Genomic DNA, 22,448 nt, shown 5'->3' on the forward strand with positions numbered 1-22,448 from the left:
CACGGTGACCGGAGCGGCCTCAACGCCCCTTCCAGACCGGCGCCCGGCGCTCGACGAAGGCCCTGGCGCCCTCACGCGAGTCCTCCGAGAGCTGCATGGCCCGGTGCGCCGGCACCTTGCCGGACACCACGTGCTCATAGGCCTGCCGCACGCCCATGCCTTCGGTATCGGCCAGGATCGCCTTGACCGCCGCCACCGCCAGCGGGGCGGCTGCGACGATCCGGTCGGCCATGGCGCGGGCCGTGGCCATCAGCTCGGCGCCCGGTACCACCGCATTGGCGAGGCCCCAGGCACCGGCCTCCCGGGCGCTGAATCGCCGGCCGGTGAGCAGCAGTTCGGCCGCGATCGCCGCCGGGATGCGGCGCGGCAGACGCTGGATGCCGCCGGCATCGGGCACCAGGCCGACCGTCACCTCCGAGAGGGCGAACTCGGCATGGTCGGCGGCGACCATCAGGTCGGCCGCCAGCGCCAGCTCGCAGCCCCCGGCGATGGCGACGCCGTTGACCGCGGCGATCACCGGCTTCGACAGATGCCAGAAGGCGGTGAGGCCGGCGAACCCGCCGGGCCCGAAATCGGTGTCCGGGCTTTCGGCGCCGGACGCGGCAGCCTTGAGGTCCCAGCCCGCCGAGAAGATCCGGTCGCCGGCGCCGGTGAGGATGGCGACGCGCAGCTGCGGGTCGTCCTGCAAGGTGCGAAAGGCCGCGTGCAGCGCCTTGGAGGTGGCGAGGTCGATGGCGTTGGCCTTGGGACGGTCGAGCGTGACTTCCAGCACCGCGCCCCGGCGCTCCAGCTTGACGGCCTCGGTCATCGGCTTGCTCCTGCGATCATCGACACGGCGTGGACGAGGTCGCCCGCGATGGACTCGTTCGCGACCGCCCGGTCGAAGGCATTAACACACAAGGCCCAGGATTCCATCGTCGGCACGCCCCCTTCGCGCCATGGGCGGATCGGCGATCGGGACCTGCCCTGGTCGACGACGGCCGGAGGCCGGCCAAGGGCGGACGAGTCGGTCCGGGGGCCACGCCTTACAGCAGGAAGTCGCTCGCCAGGAGCGAGGCAACATTGTGGAGATCGAGCGCGAAGTCGGCCTTGCCGTCGCCGTTGGTGTCGCCATAGACGAAGATGTCCGCGCCCTGCTTCTCCGTGCGCAATTCGCCGGCATGGTGCGAGAAGGCGGCCGAGCCGATGAAGTCGAAGATCTGATCGCCGGCGGCGGTCGACTTGGCGTCGATGCCGGAGAGCGAAATCCTGTCGCCTTGCGCATGGCTGAAGTCGAGGATGGTGTCGTATTTGCCGATGCCCCACGCACTTTCGATTTGGGCAGCGTAGACGAAGGTATCGGCACCCAAGCCGCCGGTCAGCCGGTCCGCTCCCGCCCCGCCGGTCAGCTTGTCGGCGCCGGCCCCGCCATTGAGGCTGTCATTGCCGGCGGCGCCGTTGAGGACATTGTTGCCGCTGTTGCCGGTCAGGGCGTTGTTCAAGGCGTTGCCGGTGCCGTTAAGTGCGGCCGAGCCGGTCAGGACGAGGGCCTCGACATTGCCCAGGACACGGGTTGCGTTCGAGAGGGAGAAGCTGATCGAGGCGTAGACCTTGTCGATACCGGTCGTCGCGGTCTCGTCGACGATGTCGCCGACATTGTCGACATAGTAGGCATCGTTGTCGTCGCCGCCGACCATGAGGTCGGCACCGCCGCCGCCGATGAGAATGTCGGCCCCGGCCTTGCCGTAGAGGTGATCATTGCCGTCATCGCCGTAAAGTTTGTCGATGCCGGTTCCCCCGTCGATCTCGTCGGCTTGGGTGCCGCCATGGAGCAGATCGTTCCCGGCATTGCCAAAAAGGTGATCGGATCCTTCGCCCCCGTAGATGATGTCATTGCCGCCGCTCGTATCACCGAGGATGAAGTCGACGCCCTCATTGCCCCAGACGACATTGTTGCCGGTTCCGAGGTCGATGTAGTCATTGCCGGCGCCACCGGCGATGCGATTGTCGAAATTGTTGCCGTAGATGGAATCGTCGCCGCCGCCGCCAACCGCTTCAAGAGCGGCACCAAGATGAATGGTGTCGTCGCCCGTTCCGGCCAGAATGCGCTCATTGGCGACGCCGGTATAATTGTCGTCCGCACCGCTCAGCGGGCTCAGGACATGGCTGGTCGCGGCAGACGTCGATACGAAGACGTCGTAGGGACCCGGATTTCCGCTATAACCGCCAATGGCGACATAGACGATGCCTGTCGCGGTCGCAGCATAGGACAGCACTGTGGTGTCGCTGCTGGGATTGCCATGGGCCAGCAGATTTCCGGCATGATCATAGACGGAAATCGTCGCGTCATTGCTCATGAAAGCAGTGGTATTCGCGCATAGATTGTAGGTTACGCCGGCGCTGACGTCGAGGCGGATGAAGCTCTGCGTGTCGAAATCGTCGATGGTCCCGTTTGTCGAACCGGTCGCGTGCGCGGGGTCCCAGATGATTTGCGCGACATTCGCCGGAATTTCGACCATGGCTCGTCTCCTGATGGGTGGATTCTTCGAATTGCGTGGTCGGATGCGAAGGGCGCCGCGGCATCCGGACGTCGTTGTCGCCCCGCCGTGGCACGCAGGGATGATCGAGCGCCGCCATCGTCGGCGACGCTGCTCTGCGCGTCGACCAAAGGATGAGATCCTCGACCGGCGTCGTTGCGCGGAGCCCCCAAGCCGTCGCGAGACTCGCACGCTTGAGAGTGATGGATGGCCCTATGGGAGGGACGGCCACGGTCCGGCCTTGCTGCCGGCCCGCCTTGCTGCCTGCCTCATGGGGTGAGCGGTTCCGGGAGACGGTATGTAGGCGAACCGTCCATTTCGCACTGTGCGAAAGCGCACAAAATCGTTATAAATATTACAGCGCCAAGCCCTGTCTGTCCGACCGAAATGATCAATCCTGAAGAGTGGAACCGGGCTCGGCGCCGCCGGCCGCGCATGGTAGCGACGCCACGGCCGTCATCGAGTCGGTCGTTGGAGGCATTGCCGGGCGATCCGCCCCGGATGAGGCGCGCAAGACGACGGCCGGCTAATCCACCATCCGGATCAGGGCGTCGGCCGCGACGGCCCCGTAGCCCTCCGGCAATACGAACAGCGGATTGACGTCGAGCTCCACCAGCCTGTCGGCATGGCGCTGGGCGAAGTCGGCCACGGACAGGATCGCCCGCACCGTGGCGCGGATATCGCCCTTCGGCTTGCCGCGGAACCCCTCCAGCAGCCTGGCGGCACGCAGGCTCATCAGCCGCTCGCGCACCTCCTCGGCCGTCACCGGCAGGAGCATGGTGGTCGCGTCCTGCAGCAATTCGACCATGATGCCGCCGGCGCCCACCGTCAGCGTCGGGCCGAACTGGGCGTCGCGCACCACCCCGACGATCAGCTCCGCCACCGGCCGCTCGACCATGCGCTCGACCAGGAAGCGGTCCGACAGATGCGACATGGCGTCGATCGCGTCGGCCACGTCGGCGCGCGAGCGCAGGCCGAGCTTGACCCCGCCCACATCCGACTTGTGGGCGATGCTCTCCGAATGGACCTTGACCGCGACGGGAAAGCCGAGGGCAGCCGCGGTGGACGGGGCCTCGACCGCCCGTGCCAGGCGGCTCGGCGGCACCTCCAGCCCATGCCGGGCGAGCAGGCGCTTGGACTCGTGCTCGCTGAGCACGCGCGCCTTGGCGAGGTCGATCGCCGCCGGCGGCTTCAGCGCCACCAGGTCCTGGCGCCGAGCCCGGGCCGCGCCGAAGGCGGCGGAATGCGCGATCGCCGTCAGGGCATCGCCAATCCCCTGCATCGGCGCGACGCCGAGCGCCATCAGGGCCTTGGCGTCGCCTTCCGGCATGTTCTCGGGCAGCGAGGCCACCACGGCGGCCCGCGCCGAGGTCTGCTGCGAGGCCTTGGCGACGGCGGCCCGCGCGGCGGCGAAGCCTCCGTCCGGAACGAGGCCGCGATCGGTGCGCGGCTGGTCGAGCACTAGGAGGTTGAGGTCGTAGCCGGCGGCCAGCATCTCGCCGAACACCGCCTCGTTGGCGGCGGCGTCGCCCCAGATATAGGTGTGGTAGTCGAGCGGATTGGCGACGTGGACCTTCTCGGTCAGCAACTCCTGCAGCCGTGCGGCGTGCTCCTCCGGGATCGGCGCGAAGTCGAGCTTGTGGTCTTCGGCGAGGTCGGCGATCAGCGCCGCCTCGCCGCCCGAGCAGCTCATCGATGAGATGCGGCGGCCCGGCAGGCCGCCGAACATGTGCATCAGCTTCAGCGTCTCGACGAAGGCCGGCACGTCGGCGACGCGCGAGACGCCGTAGCGGGCGAACAGGGCGTCGTAGAGCCCGTCCGGTCCGGCGAGCGAGGAGGTGTGGCTCATCGCCATCTCCGCTCCGATGCGCGAGCGCCCAGTCTTGAGCACCACCAGCGGCACGCCCTTCTCCAGCGCCAGGATCGCCGCATTGGAGAACAGCGCCGCGTCGCCGATGCCCTCGATGTGCAGGCCGATGGCAGTGACGCGCTCGTCGGCGAGCAGGGCCTCGATATAGTGGCCGTGATCGCCGATCGCCTTGTTGCCGACGGCGATGACATAGGCCACCGGCAGGCCGCGCCGCTGCATCGTCATGTTGAGAGCGATGTTGCCGGACTGGGTGATGATGGCCACCCCGCGCTCGCAGCGTTCGGCGCCGTGGGTATCCGGCCACAGCACGCAGCCGTCGAGCAGGTTGAGCACGCCGTAGCAGTTCGGCCCCACCACCGGCATGCCGGCGGCCTGCTCGACCAGGCGCTTCTGCAACTCGACGCCCTCGCCGCCGACCTCGGCGAAGCCGGCGGCATAGCAGACCGCCGCTCCGGCCCCGCGCCGCGACAGCGCGCCGACGAGGTCGACGGTCGGCTGGCGCGGCGCGCCGATGAACACCGCGTCCGGGGCCTCCGGCAGGTCCGCCACCGTCGCATAGGCGCGATGGCCGCTGATCTCGGTCTTCTCCGGGTGGATCGGCCAGATCGGACCGGCATAGCCGATGCGTTCGCTCTCGCGGATGATGACCGAGGCCAGACGGCCGCCGGCCACGGCGATATGGCGGGGCTTGAGGAGGCGGCGGAGGCCATCGACGATCGTCATACCCAGAACCCGAATCTCGACAGGGAGCAATACCGGACACGTCCGGCCCTGCGGGGGGATCGCGGGGCGGAAGGCGACGGCCTGAGGCGGAAGCGTGCAGGATCGAGCGGTTCTACCGCCCCGTCAAGCACGTCCGCCCGGCCTCAGCGCATTTTGGCTTCGTGCGGGCGCAGCAGCTGCCGCGAGATGATCAGGCGCTGGATCTCGCTGGTGCCGTCCCAGATGCGCTCGACGCGGGCGTCCTTCCACCAGCGGGCGATCGGCAGGGTGTCCATCAACCCCATGCCGCCGAATGTCTGGATCGCCCGGTCTGTCAGCTTGCCGAGCATTTCGGAAGCGGCGAGCTTGGCCATGGCGAAGTCCGCGTCGGTGGCCTTGCCCTGGTCGAGCAGCCAGGCGGCGCGCAGGGTCAGGAGATCCGCGGCCTCCAGCTCCACCATCAGGTCGGCCAGCGGGAAGGCCACGCCCTGGAACTGCGAGATCGTCTGGCCGAACTGCTTGCGCTGGCCGGCCCATTCCAGCGTCGTGTCCATGACGCGCCGCGCCCGGCCGACGGACGTGGCGGCGACGGTGAGCCGGGTGGCTCCCAGCCACTCGTTCATCAGGTCGAAGCCGCGGCCCTCGACCCCCAGCAACTGGTTGGCCGGGATCCGGCAATCGTCGAAGAACAGCTCGCAATTGTGGTAGCCGCGATGCGACACCGCGTTCGGCCCGCGCCTGACCGTCAGGCCGGGCGTGTCCTTGTCGACGAGGAAACCGGAGATCTGGTTGCGCGGCCCGCGCCTGGTCTCCTCGGTACCGGTCACCGCGAACAGGATGATGAAGTCGGCCTTGTCGGCATGACTGATGAAGTGCTTCTGGCCGTTGATGACGTAGTGGTCGCCCTGCTTCACCGCCCGCGTCTTCATCGAGCGGACGTCGGAACCGGCGCCGGGCTCCGTCATGGCCAGGCAATCGTGCCGCTCGCCGCGGATCGACGGCAGCAGGTAGCGCTGGCGCTGCTCGGGCGAGCAGCCCCGCAGGATGTTGGACGGACGCGCCACCAGCATCTGCAGGCCGTAATTGGCCCGGCCGAGCTCGCGCTCCAGCAAGGCGAGGCCGAGCGCGTCGAGACCGCCGCCGCCCAGCTCGCTCGGCATGTTGGCGGCATAGAGGCCGAGCTCGATCGCCTTGGCCTGGATCCGGCGAGCCAAATCCTCGGGGACCTCGTCGGTGGCCTCGACGAGGTCCTCATGCGGATAGAGCTCCTCCTCGACGAACCGCCGCACGGTATCAACGAGCATCTCATGCTCTTCGGAGAGGGCGAACTGCACGGAAGCGATCCTCTTGTGCTGGGCAGGCCGGTCCAGTCGCGGGCGGACGGACTGCTGCGGGAAGCCGGAATTGCAGCCGCCACCATGGCCCTGCGCCTCTCCCGGAACGCGAGGCATCTCGCGCTTCCCGGGACAGGTCAGGAGCCGCAGGACGCCGCTCCCCGGAGCAAGGCGCGTTCGATGAAGCGAACGTTGCTCTAACCCCTTGCTTCGGAGCATCTTCGCGGTTCGACGCTTCCGTCGGATCGCAGGACGCTTCGGGAACGGCGCCATGCCCGCACCGGGCCGAACGGATCAGCCTCGGGAGGATCGATATGGCGCCATGGATCGACCTTACGTGCGGCCGTGCCCCACCTTATTGCGCGGCGCGACATTCATGATGCGAATCGCGACGCATCCATCTCGATGACCGTCGTCACCGGCCTTGCCGCCGCCGCCCGCAGCGCCGCCTCGACATCGGCCAGCGAGTTGGCCGCGACATGCTCGCAGCCGAAGGCGCGGGCGATCAGCGAGAAGTCGGTCGGATAGAGTTCCACGCCCAGCGGCGCGATCTGGCGCAGGATCATGTAGTTCTCGATCTCGCCGTAGCGCCGGTCGTTCCACAAGAGCACGATCACCGGCAGGCCGGCCTCGGTGGCGGCGGCGAATTCGGGCAGCGTGTAGTGCAGGCCGCCATCGCCGACGATGCAGATGACCGGCGCCTCCGGCTTGCCGGCCTTGGCGCCGATCGCCGCCGGCAGTGCATAGCCGAGCGTGCCGAAACCGGTGGCTGCGCTCATCCAGCGCCGCGGAGCCGGCGGCTCGGCCAGGAAGTTGCCGCCATAGCTGGCCGAGGTCGAGTCGGCCGCCACCACGGCCTCCGGCAGCACGCGCCAGATCGCGTCCAGCAGCGGCCGGTGCCGGGCATAGCGCGGATCCGCGCCCTCGATCAGGGCGGCGCGGAAGGCTTGCGTCCGCGCCGCGCCGTCTGTGGCCGCGGGCGCCAGCAACGGCGTCAGCGCCTGGGCGAAGAGCCGGGCGTCGCTGACCACCGGCAAGGCCGGGGTGACGTTGCGCGAAAGCTGGCGCGGGTCGATATCGACGCGGATCACCGCCCCGTTCATCCGGATGCCGTCGGTCTCGTACCAGAAGTCTGTCTCGCCGAGTTCGGTGCCGAGCGCCAGGACCACGTCGGCATCGGCGACCAGGCGCTGCAGCGCCGGCGAGAGCAGGCAGCCGCCGCCGAGCAGGTGATGGCCGGCCGGCAGGATGCCCTTGGCATTTGCGGTGGCGAGCACCGGCGCGCCGAGCGCCTCGGCCATCGCCCGCACCGCAGCGGCGCCGCGGACCGCGCCGCCGCCGATGATGAGGAGCGGACGCCGGGCGGCGTTCAGCATGGCGGCCGCGGCCGCCACCGCCTCGGGGTCGGGGCCGCCGGGGCCGGCCGGCTTGACCGGGGCGCCGGCGGGCGGCGCATAGGGCTCGGACAGGAGATCGATCGGCAGCTCGATCAGCACCGGCCCCGGCCGGCTCGAGGCGAACACGGCGAAGGCCTCGTCGAGGGCCGGCACCAGCTGGCTCGCCGTCAGCACGGTCAGCGCCAGCACCGAGATCTCGCGCCCGACCGCGGACTGGCCGCGCAGTTCGTGCAGCTGCCCCTCGCCGCGCCCGAGCGTCGGGCGCCGGTTGAGGGTGGTGATCACCAGCATGGGCACGGAATCGGCCATGGCCTGGCCCATGGCCGTGGCGATGTTGAGCAAGCCCGGACCGGTGACGATGAAGCAGGCGGCGGGCTTGCCGGTGGCCCGGGCATAGCCGTCGGCCATGAAGCCGGCCCCCTGCTCGTGGCGCGGCGTGACGTGGGTCAGGCCCGAGCCGGGCAGGCCGCGGTAGAGCTCGACCGTGTGCACGCCCGGGATGCCGAACACGGTATCGATGCCGCGTGCGGCCAGCAGCGCCGGGATGGCGGTGCCGAGAGGGGGAAGGTCGGTCATCGGAATCTCCGCCGGTTGTTTCGCGGGGGCCGCCTCGGCAGGTTTTTCCGAACCTGCCCGCTTCGACCGCCCCGTGTGGCATTGATTTGCATCGGGACTGCAAAATCAATCGTGGCGGACGCTGCCCGTGCGGACGTCCGACATGCTTCGATCCGCCCTCTCCGCCCGACCGGGATCAGGCTGCCTTGTCCCGGGTCAGCCGGATCGCCAGTCGCACCATGCGCGCGGCCGCTTCGCGCAGCACCGGCTCCTCCGCCGAAAGGCTGACGCGGATGTGCCCGGCTGCCTGGCGACCGAAGGAAGAGCCCGGCATCACTGCCACCTGCTCCTCGTCGAGCAGCCGCCAGGCGAAGGCTTCGCCGTCGAGGCCGGTGCCCGAAACGTCGACCATGGCGAACATGCCGCCTTCCGGCATGGGGCAGGCGAGGCCCGGGGCATTGGCGAGCATCTCCGGCAGCACGGCGGCGCGGCGGCGGAAGATCTCGACCATGGCGCGGCATTCCTCGAAATCGCCCTCGACCGCCACGGTCGCCGCATCCTGGATGAAGGGCTGGGCGCCGAACAGCATCATTTCCGACAGGGGCAGCAGGCGGTCGATCAACTCCACCGGCCCGGCGCACCAGCCGGCCCGCAATCCCGGCAGCATGTGCGACTTGGAGATCGAGGAGACCACGGCCGTGCGCTCGGCGCCGCCCGGCCGGTCGAAGGGCGAGGCGAAGCCGGCGCCGAACGCCATCGTCTCATAGACCTCGTCCGAGACGATCCACAGATCGTGCCGGGCGCAGACCGCGACGATCGCGTCGATCTCCTCGGCCGACAGCGTCGCGCCGCTCGGGTTGTGCGGCGTGTTGAGCAGCAGCGCCCGCGAGCGCGGCGTCACCAGCGCCTCGATGTCGGCGGCGCGCATGTGGAAGCCGTTGGCCGGATCGAGCGGCACGAACACCGGCGTGGCGCCGGCGGCACGGATCACGCCCTCATAGGTGGCGTAGAGCGGGTCGCCGACCAGCACCTCGTCGCCCGCCTCGACCAGCGTCATCATGACGGTGTAGAGCGCGGTCTGGGTGCCCGGCAGATAGGCGATGTTGCGGGGATCGATGTCGCGGCCGGTGCGACGGGCATATTTGCGGGCCAGGGCTTCGACCAGCGCGGCCTCGCCGCGCCCGTTGCTGTATTTGGTGCGGCGGTGGCGCAGGCTTTCGACCGCCGCCTCGATCACGGCCTGCGGCGGCGGCGTGTCCGGCTCGCCGATGGTCAGTTCGATGACGGCCCCGCCCTCGGCGGCGCGGCGGCGCGCCTCGTGGTGCACGGCCCATTTGTCGGCGCCGAGCCCGCTCAGGCGGCTGGTGACGGATGCGAAGCGCAAGATCTGCTCCGAAAAGGTTGGATTTGACCGCTGCGATACCATGGCGGCGAAGGCAACGTAACCCCCGCGCCCAGGACCGGCCTCGCATCGTCGCCGATGGAAGCGGCAGCCGGCTCCTCTCCGTGCGCCGTTGAATCCCGCCTCAGGCCGCCTTGTCCCGCGCCTGCTTCGCCAGTTCGACCAAGGCGCCGCGCAGGTCGCCCGGATTGGTCACGCGGCGGGAGAAGGGCAGCCGCGCCGTCTGGTCTCCGAGCGCCAGGTCGCAGCCTTCCGGGTCCAGGCCGGTGATCCGCCACGGCCCGTCCTGGCGGCCGAGCAGCGCGGTGGCATAGAGCCGGATCGCGTCGGCATGGTCGGCGTTCATGTGCTCGATCGCGCCCGCCTCGGCCTGCACCAGCGCCTGCGCATCGCCGAGGTCGAGCAGCAGTTCCTCCGCCGAGAGCCTCGCCGCCCGGGCGAAGCCGCCATTGAGATGGCCGCCGGAGACCGCGATGCGGAAGAAGGCGAAATCGGGAAAATCGGCATAGAGGGCCGATTTCGGGTGACGGGCCAGGAAACGGGCCCGGACCGCCGGATCCTCCGTCTTTGCCGCCCGCCCGATGACGGTGAGGCGCGCATGGGCCAGCGGGTCGCCCTTGCCCCCCTCCGCGAGCAGCAGCGAGACGCGCCCGTCGGCGAGGACGTTGCGGGTATGCGCCGACAGTCCGGACAGCAGCAGCAGCGGCGCGCCGTCGCTGTCGGTGGCCACGGTGACCAGGGTGGCGAAGGGGTGGCCGTCGCCGGCCTCCAGCGTTGCCAGCGCCCCCGCCCTGACGCTACGCAGCAGCAGCCTCGCCTCGCTCACCGGATCGAAGTCGGCCGGCTGGCCGGGCAGCGGCGCTTGGCCGGGCTGTCGGGTGGTGTCGGAGCGGTCCATGGCGGCGTCACTTTTCGTCGGTCGGGAGGCGTCGGAGGAGCCCGGTGCGACGGTTGCGACCACGCGGCAGGCTCCGTCCCCGACTGAACTCTATCCCGCACCATGGGGATTCTGTATAGGGGGTGTCACATTTCCGCCGATTTGGGCGTAGAATGCACGGGCATCGCCCCTTTCGCCACGTACATAAGATGCGAGATCGCCATGCCGACCATCGCCCTCGTCGACGACGACCGCAACATTCTCGCCTCGGTTTCGATTGCTCTCGAAGCCGAAGGCTACCGCATCCAGACCTACAATGACGGCGTCGCCGCGCTGGAGGGTCTGAAGGCAAGCCCGCCGGATCTGGCCATCTTCGACATCAAGATGCCGCGAATGGACGGGATGGAGCTGCTGCGCCGCCTGCGCCAGAAGTCGGAGCTGCCGGTGATCTTCCTCACCTCCAAGGACGAGGAGATCGACGAGCTCTTCGGCCTGAAGATGGGCGCCGACGACTTCATCCGCAAACCCTTTTCCCAGCGCCTGCTGGTCGAACGCGTCAAGGCGGTGCTGCGCCGCGCCCAGCCCAAGGACGCGGCGGCGGCCAAGGCCTCGGACGCCAAGATCCTCGACCGCGGCCAGTTGCGTATGGACCCCGAGCGTCACACTTGCACGTGGAAGGGCGAGCAGGTGGTGCTGACCGTCACCGAGTTCCTGATCCTGCACGCCCTGGCCCAGCGCCCGGGCGTGGTGAAGAGCCGCAACGCCCTGATGGACGCGGCCTATGACGACCAAGTCTATGTCGACGACCGCACCATCGACAGCCATATCAAGCGCCTGCGCAAGAAGTTCAAGCAGGCGGATGATGACTTCGAGATGATCGAAACCCTCTATGGCGTCGGATACCGCTTCAAGGAAGCATGAGCTGGGAGGCATGACCGCGGAGGTCGACCAGGCCCCGGCCATCGAGAACGAAGCCCCGCTGACCTGGCGTGCGCGGGTATGGAACGCCATGCGCGCGACCGGCATCCAGCCGTTCTCGAGCCTGACGCGCCGCATCGTCATCCTCAACCTGGCCGGACTGGTCGCCCTGGTGGGCGGCATCCTCTATCTCAACCAGTTCCGCGAGGGCCTGATCGACGCCCGGGTGCAGGCGCTGCTCACCCAGGGCGAGATCATGGCCAGCGCCGTCGCCGCCTCCGCCACGGTCGAGACCGGAGCGATCCGCATCGACCCGGAGAAACTGCTCGAGCAGCAGGCGGCGCAGGAGGAATCCCCATCCGACGAGGGGATGTCGGCGCTGGAGTTTCCGATCAACCCGGAAAAGGTGGCGCCGCTGCTCCGCCGTCTGATTTCGCCGACGCGGCTGCGCGCCCGCGTCTATGATCGCGACGGCAATCTGGTGATCGATTCCAGGGCGCTGTTCCTCTACAGCGACATCGTGCGCTCCGACCTGCCGCCGCGCGAGGATGATCCCAACATCTTTCAGAGGGCCTGGGGCTGGGTCCGCCAGACCTTCGCCCGCAGCAACCTCCCGGCCTACAAGGAACTCGGCGCCCGCAACGGCAAGGGCTACAGCGAGGTCGCCAACGCCCTCGCCGGCTCGCCCTCGACCCTGGTGCAGGTCAACGAGAAGGGCGAGTCGATCGTCTCGGTCGCCGTGCCGATCCAGCGTTTCAAGGCGGTGCTGGGCGTGCTGCTGCTGTCCACGCGCCCGGGCGAGGTCGACAAGATCGTCACCGCCGAGCGCGTCGGCATCCTGCGCGTCTTCGCCGTGGCGGCCGGCGTGACCATGATGATGTCGTTCCTGCTGGCCGGCACCATCGCCGGCCCGGTGCGGCGCCTCGCCGAAGCGGCCGAGCGCGTGCGCCACGGCGTCAAGGAACGCGAGGCGATCCCGGACTTCACCAACCGCACCGACGAGATCGGCCACCTTTCCGGCGCCCTGCGCGACATGACCAAGGCGCTTTTCGACCGGATGGAGGCGATCGAGAGTTTCGCCGCCGACGTGGCGCACGAGCTGAAGAATCCGCTGACCTCGCTGCGCTCGGCCGTCGAGACCCTGCCGCTGGCCAAGAACGACACCTCGCGCAAGCGGCTCCTCGACGTGATCCAGCACGATGTGCGCCGCCTCGACCGCCTGATCAGCGACATTTCCGACGCCTCGCGCCTGGATGCGGAGCTGCAGCGCCGCCAGTCCGACCCGGTCGACATGGCCAAGCTGGTGCGCGCCGTCGTCGCCATCGCCAACGGCGTCGAGCGCGGCGACGGCGTGACGGTGAAGCTGCAGGTCGCCGTGGGCCTGCCGGAGGCGGCGCTGTTCGTGAACGGCCATGATTCGCGCCTCGGCCAGGTCGTCAACAACCTGATCGACAATGCCCGCTCCTTCTCGCCCAAGGGGGGCGTGGTGCGCGTCACCCTCAAGCGCAACCGCGCCAATGTCGAGATCCACGTGGTCGACGACGGCCCCGGCATTCCCGAGCACGCCCTCACCCGCATCTTCGAGCGCTTCTACACCGACAGGCCGGACGACCAGGGCTTCGGCCAGAACTCCGGCCTCGGCCTGTCGATCTCCAAGCAGATCATCGACGCTCACGGCGGCCGCCTCTGGGCCGAGAACCGCAAGGACAGCGAGCAGCGCGTCCTCGGCGCCCGTTTCGTCGTGCGCCTGCCGGCGGCGGCGGCATGACGGCGCCGACCAGCCACGCCACCTGTTTGCTGGTCGGAGCGGAGGGTGTGCTGATTCGCGGCGCCTCCGGTGCCGGCAAGAGCCGGCTGGCGCTCGCCCTGATCGACCATGCCGCGGTGCAAGGAAATTTAGCCCGTCTCGTCGGCGACGACCGCATCCGGCTCGAAGCGATTCACGGCCGGCTGGTCGCCCGGGCACCGCAGGCCATCGCCGGGCTGGTCGAGCGCCGCGGCCTCGGCATCGCCCCCGTGCCGTCGGAGCCCGCCGCGGTGATATCCCTGGTCGTTGATATCGTTGAAGAAACGGAGCTGGAGCGCCTGCCGGCGCAGGCGGCTCGCCGCGTGGACATCGCCGGCATCGGCCTGGCGCGGCTGGCCGTGCCGGGCGATCCGGCCCGCGCCGTGCCGCTGATTCTCGCCATCCTGCGGGGGGATGGCCAGCCGGCATTTTTATGACCAAACTGCGACAATCTGGTTCGCGGGAAGACTTGTTTTTGTGCAGCGCGAGAATATGATCCCCGCCTCATTGCGAGGTCCGTTCCCTGCGCGCTCAGCAGCGCATGGACCCGCGTCGCGGAGGCACCGTTCCACTTTGCCCATGCTTCGACGGCGCGAAAGCGAATGTCCGGTGCGGCGCGGCGCAGCGTGTCCGGATCGACTCGGCGGGCCTGCTCGGATCGGTCGATGATCGGCATCGTGCTCGTCACCCATGGCCGGCTCGCGACCGAATTCCGTGCGGCGCTCGAGCATGTCGTCGGCCCGCAGAAACAGATCGAAGCCATCAATATCGGGCCCGAGGACGATGTCGAGCAGCGTCGCCGCGACATCATCGCTGCCGTCGCCCAGGTCGACAGCGGCGACGGGGTCGTCCTGCTCACCGACATGTTCGGCGGCACGCCGTCCAATCTCGCCATATCCGTGATGAGCGGCCCCTCGATCGAGGTACTGGCCGGCATCAACCTGCCCATGCTGGTCAAGCTTGCCAGGGTCCGCGGCGAGAAGCCGCTGGCCGAGACGGTGGCCGTGGCGCAGGAGGCGGGTCGTAAATATATCAACATCGCCAGCCGAGTTCTGTCGGGTCAATGATGTCCAGTTTTGCTTCTCGTGCGACGAATGCTACCTTCACCAATCCTTGGGCGGAATGCTGGGGTCCCTGCTCCTCCGGTTCCCTCGCACCGGTGCAGATGCAGGCGGAATTTCACGGGAGTCGGCAGATGGAAGCAAACGGTACGGGCGAGCGCTGCGACGATCCCACCCCGATCGCAGCGGATGGCTCCATCGTCCGTGTCCTTCCGATCGTCAACAACAAGGGCCTGCATGCGCGTGCCTCGGCGAAATTCGTGCAGACGACCGAGCGCTTCGACGCCGATGTCAAGGTATCGCGATGCGGCGAGACCGTCGGCGGCCTGTCGATTATGGGCCTGATGATGCTGGCCGCAGCCCGCGGCACCACGATCACCGTCGAGACCCGCGGCCGCGAGGCCGCCGCCTGCATGGCGGCCATCGAGGCCCTGGTGGCCGACAAGTTCGGGGAAGAGGCCTGAGCGCCGACCGGAACCGGCAGCCCCGCCAGCACATAAAGAAATCCTTATATCTTGATTGCCTCATTCTCGCCGGCGTGGTAGAGGCCCTCGACCTTTCCGAGGAAGCCGCCGATGAGCAAGCACGACTACATCGTCAAGGACCTGAGCCTTGCGTCCTGGGGCCGCAAGGAGATCGACATCGCCGAGACCGAGATGCCCGGCCTGATGGCGACTCGCGCCGAATACGGCGCCCGGCAGCCGCTGAAGGGCGCGCGTATCGCCGGCTCGCTGCACATGACCATCCAGACCGCCGTGCTGATCGAGACGCTGACCGCGCTCGGCGCCGACGTGCGCTGGGCCTCCTGCAACATCTATTCGACCCAGGACCACGCCGCCGCGGCCATCGCCGCCGCCGGCACTCCCGTCTTCGCCGTCAAGGGCGAGAGCCTGGAGGAGTACTGGGCCTACACCCACAAGATCTTCGAGTGGGCCGACGGCGGCACGCCGAACATGATCCTCGACGACGGCGGCGACGCCACCATGCTGATGCATCTGGGCCTGCGCGCCGAGAAGGGCGACAGCGCCTTCCTCGACAAGCCCGGCAACGAGGAGGAAGAGGTCGTCTTCGCCGCGATCAAGAAGCGGATGGCGGAGCAGCCCGGCTGGTACACCAGGAATGCCCTGGCCATCCGCGGCGTCACCGAGGAGACCACCACCGGCGTGCATCGCCTCTACGAGATGGCCAAGAAGGGCACGCTGCTGTTCCCGGCCATCAACGTCAACGACAGCGTCACCAAGTCGAAGTTCGACAATCTCTATGGCTGCCGCGAGTCGCTGGTCGACGGCATCCGCCGCGGCACCGACGTGATGATGGCGGGCAAGGTCGCCATGGTCGCCGGCTTCGGCGATGTCGGCAAGGGCTCGGCCGCCTCGCTGCGCCATGCCGGCTGCCGCGTCATGGTCTCCGAGGTCGACCCGATCTGCGCCCTGCAGGCGGCGATGGAAGGCTACGAGGTGGTGACCATGGAAGAGGCGGCGCCCAAGGCCGACATCTTCGTCACCGCCACGGGCAATGTCGACGTCATCACCATCGAGCACATGCGCGCGATGAAGGACCGGGCGATCGTCTGCAACATCGGCCACTTCGATTCAGAGATCCAGGTCGCGGCGCTGCGCAACTACAAGTGGACCAACGTCAAGCCGCAGGTCGACGAGATCGAGTTCGCCTCCGGCCGGCGCATCATCCTGCTGTCGGAAGGCCGCCTGGTGAACCTCGGCAACGCCACCGGCCACCCCAGCTTCGTCATGTCGGCCTCCTTCACCAACCAGACGCTGGCGCAGATCGAGCTGTGGACCAATCCCGGCCAGTACGGCAAGCAGGTCTACACCTTGCCCAAGCACCTCGACGAGAAGGTCGCCTCTCTGCACCTGGAGAAGGTCGGCGCCAAGCTCACCAGGCTCTCCGAGAAGCAGTCCGCCTATATCGGCGTGCCGCAGGCCGGCCCGTTCAAGCCGGACCTCTACCGCTACTGACGGCCCGATCCGGCGCGACGGCGCCCCTTCTCCCGCAGGAGAAGGGGCAATGCCCGCCGGTTCCGCCGAAATTGCCATCTCGATCGCCTATCTGCCCCTCCCTACATCGTCTTCGCCTCGTACAGGCAGATGTCCCGGATCAGGCAGGACGGACAGTCCGGCTTCGTCGCCTTGCAGACATAGCGCCCGTGCAGGATCAGCCAGTGATGGGCGTGCAGGAGATAGGCCGGCGGCACCACCTTCTCCAGGGCGAGTTCCACCGCCAGCGGATCCTTGCCGGGCGCGATGCCGGTGCGGTTGGCGATGCGGAAGAGATGCGTATCGACCGCGATGGTCGGCTGGTGGAAGGCGATGTTGAGCACGACGTTCGCCGTCTTGCGGCCGACGCCGGGCAGGGTCTCCAGCGCCTCGCGCGTCTGCGGCACCTCGCCGCCGTAGTCGGCGATCAGCCGCTCCGACAGGGCGATGACGTTCCTGGCCTTGTTGCGATAGAGGCCGATGGTCTTGATATGGTCGCGCAGCCGCTCCTCGCCCAGCGCCACCATCCTGGCCGGCGTGTCGGCCACCTTGAACAGCGGCCCTGTCGCCTTGTTGACGCCGGCGTCGGTCGCCTGTGCCGACAACACCACCGCCACCAGCAGCGTGTAGGGGTTGACGTAGTCGAGTTCGCCCTTCGGCTCGGGGTCGTGCGCCTGGAAACGTCGGAAGATCTCGGCGATCTCGGCGGACGGCAGCGCATCCCGCCCGGAGGCCGCACGGGCCGCTTCGGCATTGGCTTTCGCCTTGGCGCGCGGCTTTGTCGCGGCGGAGATCGGGATCGGTGCGGAAGGCTTGGTCTGGCGGGGCGGCATGCTTGGGTTATAATGGCGCCGCATGAGCCCAGACAATCGGAAAGCCGAGGCCGAGGAGGCCGTTTTCGACGCGGTGCTGATCCCGCACCGCTCGCTCGGCCGCCGCGGCTTCCGCATCCTGCTGCTGGCGGTGGGCACGGTCTCCACCCTGTTCAGCATCCCCTTCTACCTGCTCGGCGCCTGGCCGGTGATCGGCTTCTTCGGCGTCGACGTGGCGCTGCTCTACATCTTCTTCCGCCTGAACTACCGGGACGCGCGGCGGCATGAACGCCTGCTGCTCACCCATGTCAGGCTCATGTTCTGGCGCAGCGACCCCACCGGCAGACAGCGCGAATGGAGCTTCAACCCGCGCTGGGTCCGCCTGCAGCGCGACGAGATCGAGGAATTCGGCGTGACGCGCCTGGCGCTGGTGCAGCGCGGCAGCGCCGTCGAGATCGCCCGCTATCTCGGAGCGGCCGAGAAAGCGGGCTTTGCCGACGAATTTGCCAGGGCGCTGGCGATCGCCAGGCGCGGCCCGGACTATGGCGCGCCCTAGAGAAAAGCGCGTTTGGTGGAAACGCGCTTTTCTCCAGCTCCTTGTTTCGACGCGTCTTTGCGACTTGACGCGAGTCCGTCAAATCGCAAAACGCTTTGGCTTGCGGGCGGGCACTGCCGCCTCCGGGAGGAAGCCTACCCGCGCAGTTCGAGCGTCTCGGCGATCGTCGTGTCCGGGTTGAGGCGGTAGACGATCGGCACGCCGGTATCCAGCTCGCGCTTGAGGATCTGCTCCCTGGTCAGGCCTTCCATCGCCATGATCAGGGCGCGCAGCGAATTGCCGTGGGCGGCGACCAGCACGGTCTTGCCGGCCATGGCCTGCGGCAGCACCCGGTGGACGTAATAGGGCAGCACCCGCGCCGCCGTGTCCTTGAGGCTCTCTCCGCCGGGCGGCGGCACGTCGTAGGACCGGCGCCAGATATGCACCTGCTCCTCGCCGAACTTGGCCCGGGCCTCGTCCTTGTTGAGGCCGGAGAGGTCGCCGTAGTCGCGCTCGTTCAGCGCCTGGTCGCGGATGGTCTCGAGCCCGGGCTGGCCGACCTCCTCCAGGATCAGCCGGCAGGTGTGCTGGGCGCGCACCAGGGCCGAGGTGAAGGCGATGTCGAACGTGATGCCGAGGGCGGCGAGGCGCTGTCCGGCCGCGCGCGCCTCGGCGACGCCCTTCTCGGTCAGGTCGGGATCGCGCCAGCCGGTGAACAGGTTCTTCAGGTTCCAGTCGCTTTGGCCGTGGCGGCAGAGCACGAGCGTCGCGGTCATTCGATGCAATCCTTCGGTGTGGGGCCCCGCCTCATAGCCGGGATCGGCCGGCCTTGCACCCATCAACTTCGCGGGCGTGCCCTATTCGATCGCGTCGAGATGCTGCCCGAAGCAGGTCGGACCGGCGAGCGCGCCGAGCGCTTCATGCACGTCGCCGAGCTGCTGCTCGTCGGAAGCGCTGCCGCCGCCGAGACCGGCCAGGGTCTCGACGGAGAACTGAATCTTCAGGAGTTGCGCATTGATCAGGCTCGCCGGCAGGCCGCGGGCGCGGCCGATGCCGCGCAGGCGCTCGATCAGGGCCTGCGTCGTGCCATAGGCATCGAGCTTTTGGCGCCGGTCGAGCGACGGCATGCCGGAGATGACGAAATCCAGGGCATCGAGCGCCGAGCCGACCCGCATATGGCCTCACAAACGGTTTTGCCGCATCTCATAGGGATCGTATGTTGACACACTCTCACCGGTTTCGCTCGCCTTGAAAGGACCGTGCGCAATGTCCGTCATGCCAGCCGAAGATCCCGCCCCGGGCGATGCGTTCGCCTGCGATGCCATCGAGAGCCTGATCGTCGCCCGCTCCCGCGACCTCGGCGGCTTCTCCGTGCGCCGGGCCCTGCCGAGTGCCCGCCGGCGCATGGTCGGCCCGTTCATCTTCCTCGACCAGATGGGGCCGGCGACCTTCCGCCCCGGCGAGGCCTTCGACGTGCGCCCGCACCCCCATATCGGCCTGTCCACCGTCACCTACCTGTTCGACGGCGAGATCATGCACCGCGACAGCCTCGGCACCGCCGAGGCGATCCGGCCGGGCGCCATCAACCTGATGACCGCCGGCCGCGGCATCGTCCATTCCGAGCGCACGGGCGCCGAGGCGCGCAGGACCGGCTTCTCGATGATGGGCCTGCAGGCCTGGGTCGCCCTTCCCAGGGACGTGGAGGAGAGCGAGGCCTCCTTCCGGCACTATCCCGCCGAGGCCATGCCGGAACTCAGGGCCGAGGGCAAGGTGGCGCGCGTGCTGATGGGCTCCGCCTATGGGCTGACCGCGCCGGTGCGCACCGACTGGGAGACGCTCTATGTCGACGCTGCGCTGGAGCCCGGCGCGAAGCTGCCGCTGGATGCCGACTGCGAGGAACGGGCGATCTACGTGGTCGCCGGCGAGATCGACATCGCCGGCGACGTCTTCGGCGTCGGCTCGCTGCTGGTGCTGCGGCCAGGTGACCGGCTCATGGTGACGGCCGTCACCGCGGCGCGCTTCGCCGTCCTCGGCGGCGCCACCATGGACGGGCCGCGCCACATCTGGTGGAACTTCGTCTCCTCGTCGCAGGAGCGCATCGAGCAGGCCAAGGCCGACTGGAAGCTCGGCCGCTTCGACACGGTGCCGGGCGACCCGGAGTTCATTCCCCTGCCGGAATGACGAGGCTTCCTCCCCACGGGTCTCGCCATGGCCGCTGACCTGCCGGACGGCCCGTTGCGCTATGGCTGGACGACGGGCACCTGCGCCGCCGCCGCGGCGAAGGCCGCCTATGCCGCCCTGCTCGGCGGCACCTTCCCCGACCCCGTCGCCATCACCCTGCCCAAGGGCCAGACGCCGGCCTTTGCCCTGGCGCTGCACGAGATGACGGACACCGAGGCCATGGCCGGCATCGTCAAGGATGCGGGCGACGACCCGGACGTGACCCATGGCGTCGTGGTCAAGGCCTGCGTGCGCCACGGACCGCCCGGCTCGGGCGTCGGCTTTGCCGCCGGCGAGGGCGTCGGCACGGTGACGCGCCCCGGCCTGCCGCTCGCGGTCGGCGAGCCGGCGATCAACCCGGCGCCGCGGGCGATGATCCGGCAGGCGATCGCCGAAGCGGCGGCGGCCCATGGCGGCTCGGGCGACGTGCTCGTCACCCTCTCGATCCCGGGCGGCGAGGCCATCGCCCGCAAGACGCTCAATCCGCGCCTCGGCGTCGTCGGCGGCCTGTCGGTGCTCGGCACCACCGGCATCGTCGTGCCTTTCTCCTGCTCGGCCTGGATCCACTCGATCCATCGCGGCATCGACGTCGCCCGCGCCGCCGGCCTCGACCATGTGGCGGGCGCCACCGGCTCGGCCTCGGAGGAGGCGGTGGCGCGGCTCTATGGCCTGCCTGAGATCGCCCTGATCGACATGGGCGACTTCGTCGGCGGCATGCTGAAATATATCCGCAAGCATCCGGTCGGCCGCGTCACCGTGGCTGGCGGCTTCGCCAAGATGACCAAGCTGGCGCAGGGCTTCCTCGACCTGCATTCGCGCTCCGGTGCCGTCGATTTCCGCTGGCTGGCCGAGCGCACCGCGGCGCTGGGCGCCGATCCGGCCGTCGTGGCCGAGGTGGCGCAGGCCAACACCGCGGTCGACGCCCTGGAGATCGCCGCCCGCGCCGGCCTGGCGCTGGCCCCGACCGTCGCCGCCGAGGGCTGGACCACCGCGGCCAGGGTGCTGCAGGGCACCGGCATCGGCCTCGACATCGTCGTGTTCGACCGGGGCGGCGGCCTGCTGGCATGCACCGAGCCGCGGATCGCCGAATGACCCGGCTCCTGCCGCGGCGCCTGCTGTGCGTCCAAGAGCGCCGGGCCATCACCTCAGGTTGACGCTGCGTGACAGGGTCTCTGATCCATGCGAGAAGCGCGGACGATCCCTGCGGAACCGAGGTCAAATGTGGCGTTGATCGCGGAGGTAAGAACTGTCCTGCCCGAATTGATCCGGCTGGCGAGGATCGGCCTGGGTCACGAGACATCGTCCCGGACCTGACCTTGCAGATCGGCGAGCAACGGTCTGCCCACGATGACCAACTCGCGGACAAACGCGCCAATCACCACCAAAGGGCTATCGAGGAGCCGAAGCCATCGCCCGTTTCCTGTACGTCACCGATGCCCGCTTTGCCTCCAGGATTGCGCGGGGTGGCCTGCGGCCGTCGCGGAGTCCTCCCGGACAGCCGCGATATGTCTTCTGCGTACCGATTGTCCCCGATTACGTCCGAGTTTTTCAATGGGTGCGGGAACTGAAGCGTCGTGGATACAGGTCGTCCTGCGCCGTCACCTTCGTGATCCCGGACGACCAGCCGGTCCTGGTCGGACGGTTCCATCAGCCCCACGTCGAAGTCAGCGCCGCGCAGGCCGTCGCACTCTTTCGTGACAGGGATGATGTCTTCGGCTTCCAGGTCCTCGTTCCGAGAAAGATCGGGCGTGGCGAGCTGCGGAGCGTGAAGCCTGCTCCCGACCTCGCCGGATGGCGCTATTATCCGGAAGCGAAGGGCCGAACGCCGGTCGGATGGCCGCGCGGCGAGATCAAGGCCCGTCGTCTGCGACAGGCGATCGAAGCGGCCAGCCAGCCTCTCGTCCCGGCCGATTTGCGTTGAGCGGAGCTTCGGCCCGGCGGGAGAGCAGCGCGTGCCGGAGGCATCATGCACCGGCTCGTCCTTCGCCCTCCGCCAGTGCCAGGATCGTCTCGTGCAGCGTCGCCTCGACGGCGATGCCCTGCACCTGCGTCCGGGCGCGCTCGGCCTGGCGGCGCGCGCCGGGCAGGCGCACGCCCTCCTGCGCCAGCATCGCCGCGAACAGGCGCTCGCCATGGGCGAGATATCCCGCCGGATCGCCGAAGCGGGCGGGATCGATCGCAATGATCAGCTCGCCGCCACGGGGCGGGCCGCCGTCGCGGTTGTCGGCCTCGGCCGCCTCGAAGGACAGGCATTCGCCCATCAGCGGTCCGGCGAGGAACTCGATCATCAGGGCGATGGCCGACTATAACGGCTGACGCAGATGCGCCGGCCCTGCATCAGGCCGCAGCGGTTAGGCCGCGACAGGTCGCCGCGTCGGTCGCAATACGGAGGAGATCGAGGAGCATCGGGAACGCTGCCTTCCTATTAGGCTTGCCTAACCACTGGGCTCCGATAGGTTATGGCGCGTA

At 68.8% G+C, this 22,448-nt stretch carries 21 protein-coding genes; 10 read left to right on the plus strand and 11 right to left on the minus strand.

Features of this window, described 5'->3' with window-relative positions; genetic code table 11:
• Window positions 1-19: 19 nt before the first annotated feature.
• The 7 genes from AC27L4_RS08060 to AC27L4_RS08090 form a co-directional block, all read right to left on the minus strand.
• A complete protein-coding gene (locus tag AC27L4_RS08060) occupies window positions 20-808 on the minus strand; it encodes an enoyl-CoA hydratase-related protein (protein ID WP_487141567.1) in 789 nt (262 codons plus the stop codon).
• A gap of 217 nt (window positions 809-1,025) precedes the next feature.
• The gene (locus AC27L4_RS08065) at window positions 1,026-2,708 is read right to left on the minus strand and encodes a calcium-binding protein (RefSeq protein ID WP_487141568.1); all 1,683 of its coding nucleotides are present in this window, start codon (window positions 2,706-2,708) and stop codon (window positions 1,026-1,028) included.
• A 334-nt stretch (window positions 2,709-3,042) separates the two neighbouring features.
• On the minus strand, window positions 3,043-5,109 hold the full coding sequence (locus AC27L4_RS08070; RefSeq protein ID WP_487141569.1) for an acetate--CoA ligase family protein: 2,067 nt from the start codon (window positions 5,107-5,109) through the stop codon (window positions 3,043-3,045).
• A gap of 143 nt (window positions 5,110-5,252) precedes the next feature.
• Window positions 5,253-6,422, minus strand: a complete 1,170-nt coding sequence (locus AC27L4_RS08075; RefSeq protein WP_487141570.1) for an acyl-CoA dehydrogenase family protein — start codon at window positions 6,420-6,422, stop codon at window positions 5,253-5,255.
• Window positions 6,423-6,796: 374 nt separating this feature from the next.
• On the minus strand, window positions 6,797-8,395 hold the full coding sequence (locus tag AC27L4_RS08080; protein ID WP_487141571.1) for a 5-guanidino-2-oxopentanoate decarboxylase: 1,599 nt from the start codon (window positions 8,393-8,395) through the stop codon (window positions 6,797-6,799).
• A gap of 175 nt (window positions 8,396-8,570) precedes the next feature.
• Complete coding sequence (locus AC27L4_RS08085) at window positions 8,571-9,758, minus strand: pyridoxal phosphate-dependent aminotransferase (protein ID WP_487141572.1); 1,188 nt, start codon at window positions 9,756-9,758, stop codon at window positions 8,571-8,573.
• A 142-nt stretch (window positions 9,759-9,900) separates the two neighbouring features.
• Window positions 9,901-10,674: a HugZ family pyridoxamine 5'-phosphate oxidase gene (locus tag AC27L4_RS08090; protein WP_487141573.1), complete on the minus strand. Its 774-nt coding sequence runs from the start codon at window positions 10,672-10,674 to the stop codon at window positions 9,901-9,903.
• A 201-nt stretch (window positions 10,675-10,875) separates the two neighbouring features.
• On the opposite strand from AC27L4_RS08090, the gene AC27L4_RS08095 reads away from it, so the two are divergent.
• The 6 genes from AC27L4_RS08095 (at window position 10,876) to ahcY (ending at window position 16,394) form a co-directional block, all read left to right on the plus strand.
• A complete protein-coding gene (locus tag AC27L4_RS08095; RefSeq protein WP_487141574.1) occupies window positions 10,876-11,574 on the plus strand; it encodes a response regulator transcription factor in 699 nt (232 codons plus the stop codon).
• A 10-nt stretch (window positions 11,575-11,584) separates the two neighbouring features.
• The gene (locus AC27L4_RS08100; protein ID WP_487141575.1) at window positions 11,585-13,339 is read left to right on the plus strand and encodes a stimulus-sensing domain-containing protein; all 1,755 of its coding nucleotides are present in this window, start codon (window positions 11,585-11,587) and stop codon (window positions 13,337-13,339) included.
• On the plus strand, window positions 13,336-13,794 hold the full coding sequence (locus AC27L4_RS08105) for an HPr kinase/phosphorylase (protein ID WP_487141576.1): 459 nt from the start codon (window positions 13,336-13,338) through the stop codon (window positions 13,792-13,794). Before AC27L4_RS08100 ends, AC27L4_RS08105 begins: the two co-directional genes overlap by 4 nt.
• 228 nt (window positions 13,795-14,022) lie before the next feature.
• Window positions 14,023-14,424: a PTS sugar transporter subunit IIA gene (locus AC27L4_RS08110; RefSeq protein WP_487141577.1), complete on the plus strand. Its 402-nt coding sequence runs from the start codon at window positions 14,023-14,025 to the stop codon at window positions 14,422-14,424.
• A gap of 128 nt (window positions 14,425-14,552) precedes the next feature.
• On the plus strand, window positions 14,553-14,882 hold the full coding sequence (locus AC27L4_RS08115; RefSeq protein ID WP_487141578.1) for an HPr family phosphocarrier protein: 330 nt from the start codon (window positions 14,553-14,555) through the stop codon (window positions 14,880-14,882).
• A gap of 111 nt (window positions 14,883-14,993) precedes the next feature.
• Window positions 14,994-16,394, plus strand: a complete 1,401-nt coding sequence (gene ahcY / locus AC27L4_RS08120) for an adenosylhomocysteinase (protein ID WP_487141579.1) — start codon at window positions 14,994-14,996, stop codon at window positions 16,392-16,394.
• A 101-nt stretch (window positions 16,395-16,495) separates the two neighbouring features.
• Here the strand turns inward: ahcY and nth are convergent, their stop codons facing one another.
• The gene (nth, locus tag AC27L4_RS08125) at window positions 16,496-17,245 is read right to left on the minus strand and encodes an endonuclease III (RefSeq protein WP_487141580.1); all 750 of its coding nucleotides are present in this window, start codon (window positions 17,243-17,245) and stop codon (window positions 16,496-16,498) included.
• A gap of 22 nt (window positions 17,246-17,267) precedes the next feature.
• Between nth and AC27L4_RS08130 the strand changes: the two genes are divergently transcribed.
• The gene (locus tag AC27L4_RS08130) at window positions 17,268-17,780 is read left to right on the plus strand and encodes a DUF2244 domain-containing protein (RefSeq protein WP_487141581.1); all 513 of its coding nucleotides are present in this window, start codon (window positions 17,268-17,270) and stop codon (window positions 17,778-17,780) included.
• Window positions 17,781-17,914: 134 nt separating this feature from the next.
• Here the strand turns inward: AC27L4_RS08130 and AC27L4_RS08135 are convergent, their stop codons facing one another.
• Together AC27L4_RS08135 and AC27L4_RS08140 are read right to left on the minus strand one after the other, a co-directional pair.
• Window positions 17,915-18,535: a 2,3-bisphosphoglycerate-dependent phosphoglycerate mutase gene (locus AC27L4_RS08135; RefSeq protein WP_487141582.1), complete on the minus strand. Its 621-nt coding sequence runs from the start codon at window positions 18,533-18,535 to the stop codon at window positions 17,915-17,917.
• A gap of 81 nt (window positions 18,536-18,616) precedes the next feature.
• Window positions 18,617-18,934 (minus strand): hypothetical protein, encoded by a 318-nt coding sequence (locus AC27L4_RS08140; RefSeq protein ID WP_487141583.1) that lies wholly within the window; start codon window positions 18,932-18,934, stop codon window positions 18,617-18,619.
• 91 nt (window positions 18,935-19,025) lie between these two features.
• Here AC27L4_RS08140 and AC27L4_RS08145 point away from each other — a divergent pair, with 91 nt between their 5' ends.
• The 3 genes from AC27L4_RS08145 (at window position 19,026) to AC27L4_RS08155 (ending at window position 21,900) form a co-directional block, all read left to right on the plus strand.
• Window positions 19,026-19,940: a pirin family protein gene (locus tag AC27L4_RS08145; RefSeq protein WP_487141584.1), complete on the plus strand. Its 915-nt coding sequence runs from the start codon at window positions 19,026-19,028 to the stop codon at window positions 19,938-19,940.
• 27 nt (window positions 19,941-19,967) lie between these two features.
• Window positions 19,968-21,071, plus strand: a complete 1,104-nt coding sequence (locus AC27L4_RS08150) for a cobalt-precorrin-5B (C(1))-methyltransferase (RefSeq protein ID WP_487141585.1) — start codon at window positions 19,968-19,970, stop codon at window positions 21,069-21,071.
• 463 nt (window positions 21,072-21,534) lie between these two features.
• Window positions 21,535-21,900 (plus strand): hypothetical protein, encoded by a 366-nt coding sequence (locus AC27L4_RS08155; RefSeq protein WP_487141586.1) that lies wholly within the window; start codon window positions 21,535-21,537, stop codon window positions 21,898-21,900.
• Window positions 21,901-21,943: 43 nt separating this feature from the next.
• Here AC27L4_RS08155 and AC27L4_RS08160 read toward each other — a convergent pair whose 3' ends face one another.
• The gene (locus AC27L4_RS08160) at window positions 21,944-22,276 is read right to left on the minus strand and encodes an Ldh family oxidoreductase (RefSeq protein ID WP_487141929.1); all 333 of its coding nucleotides are present in this window, start codon (window positions 22,274-22,276) and stop codon (window positions 21,944-21,946) included.
• Between the last annotated feature and the right edge of the window lie 172 nt (window positions 22,277-22,448).

The organism is Labrys sp. Lb11 (assembly GCF_057554225.1).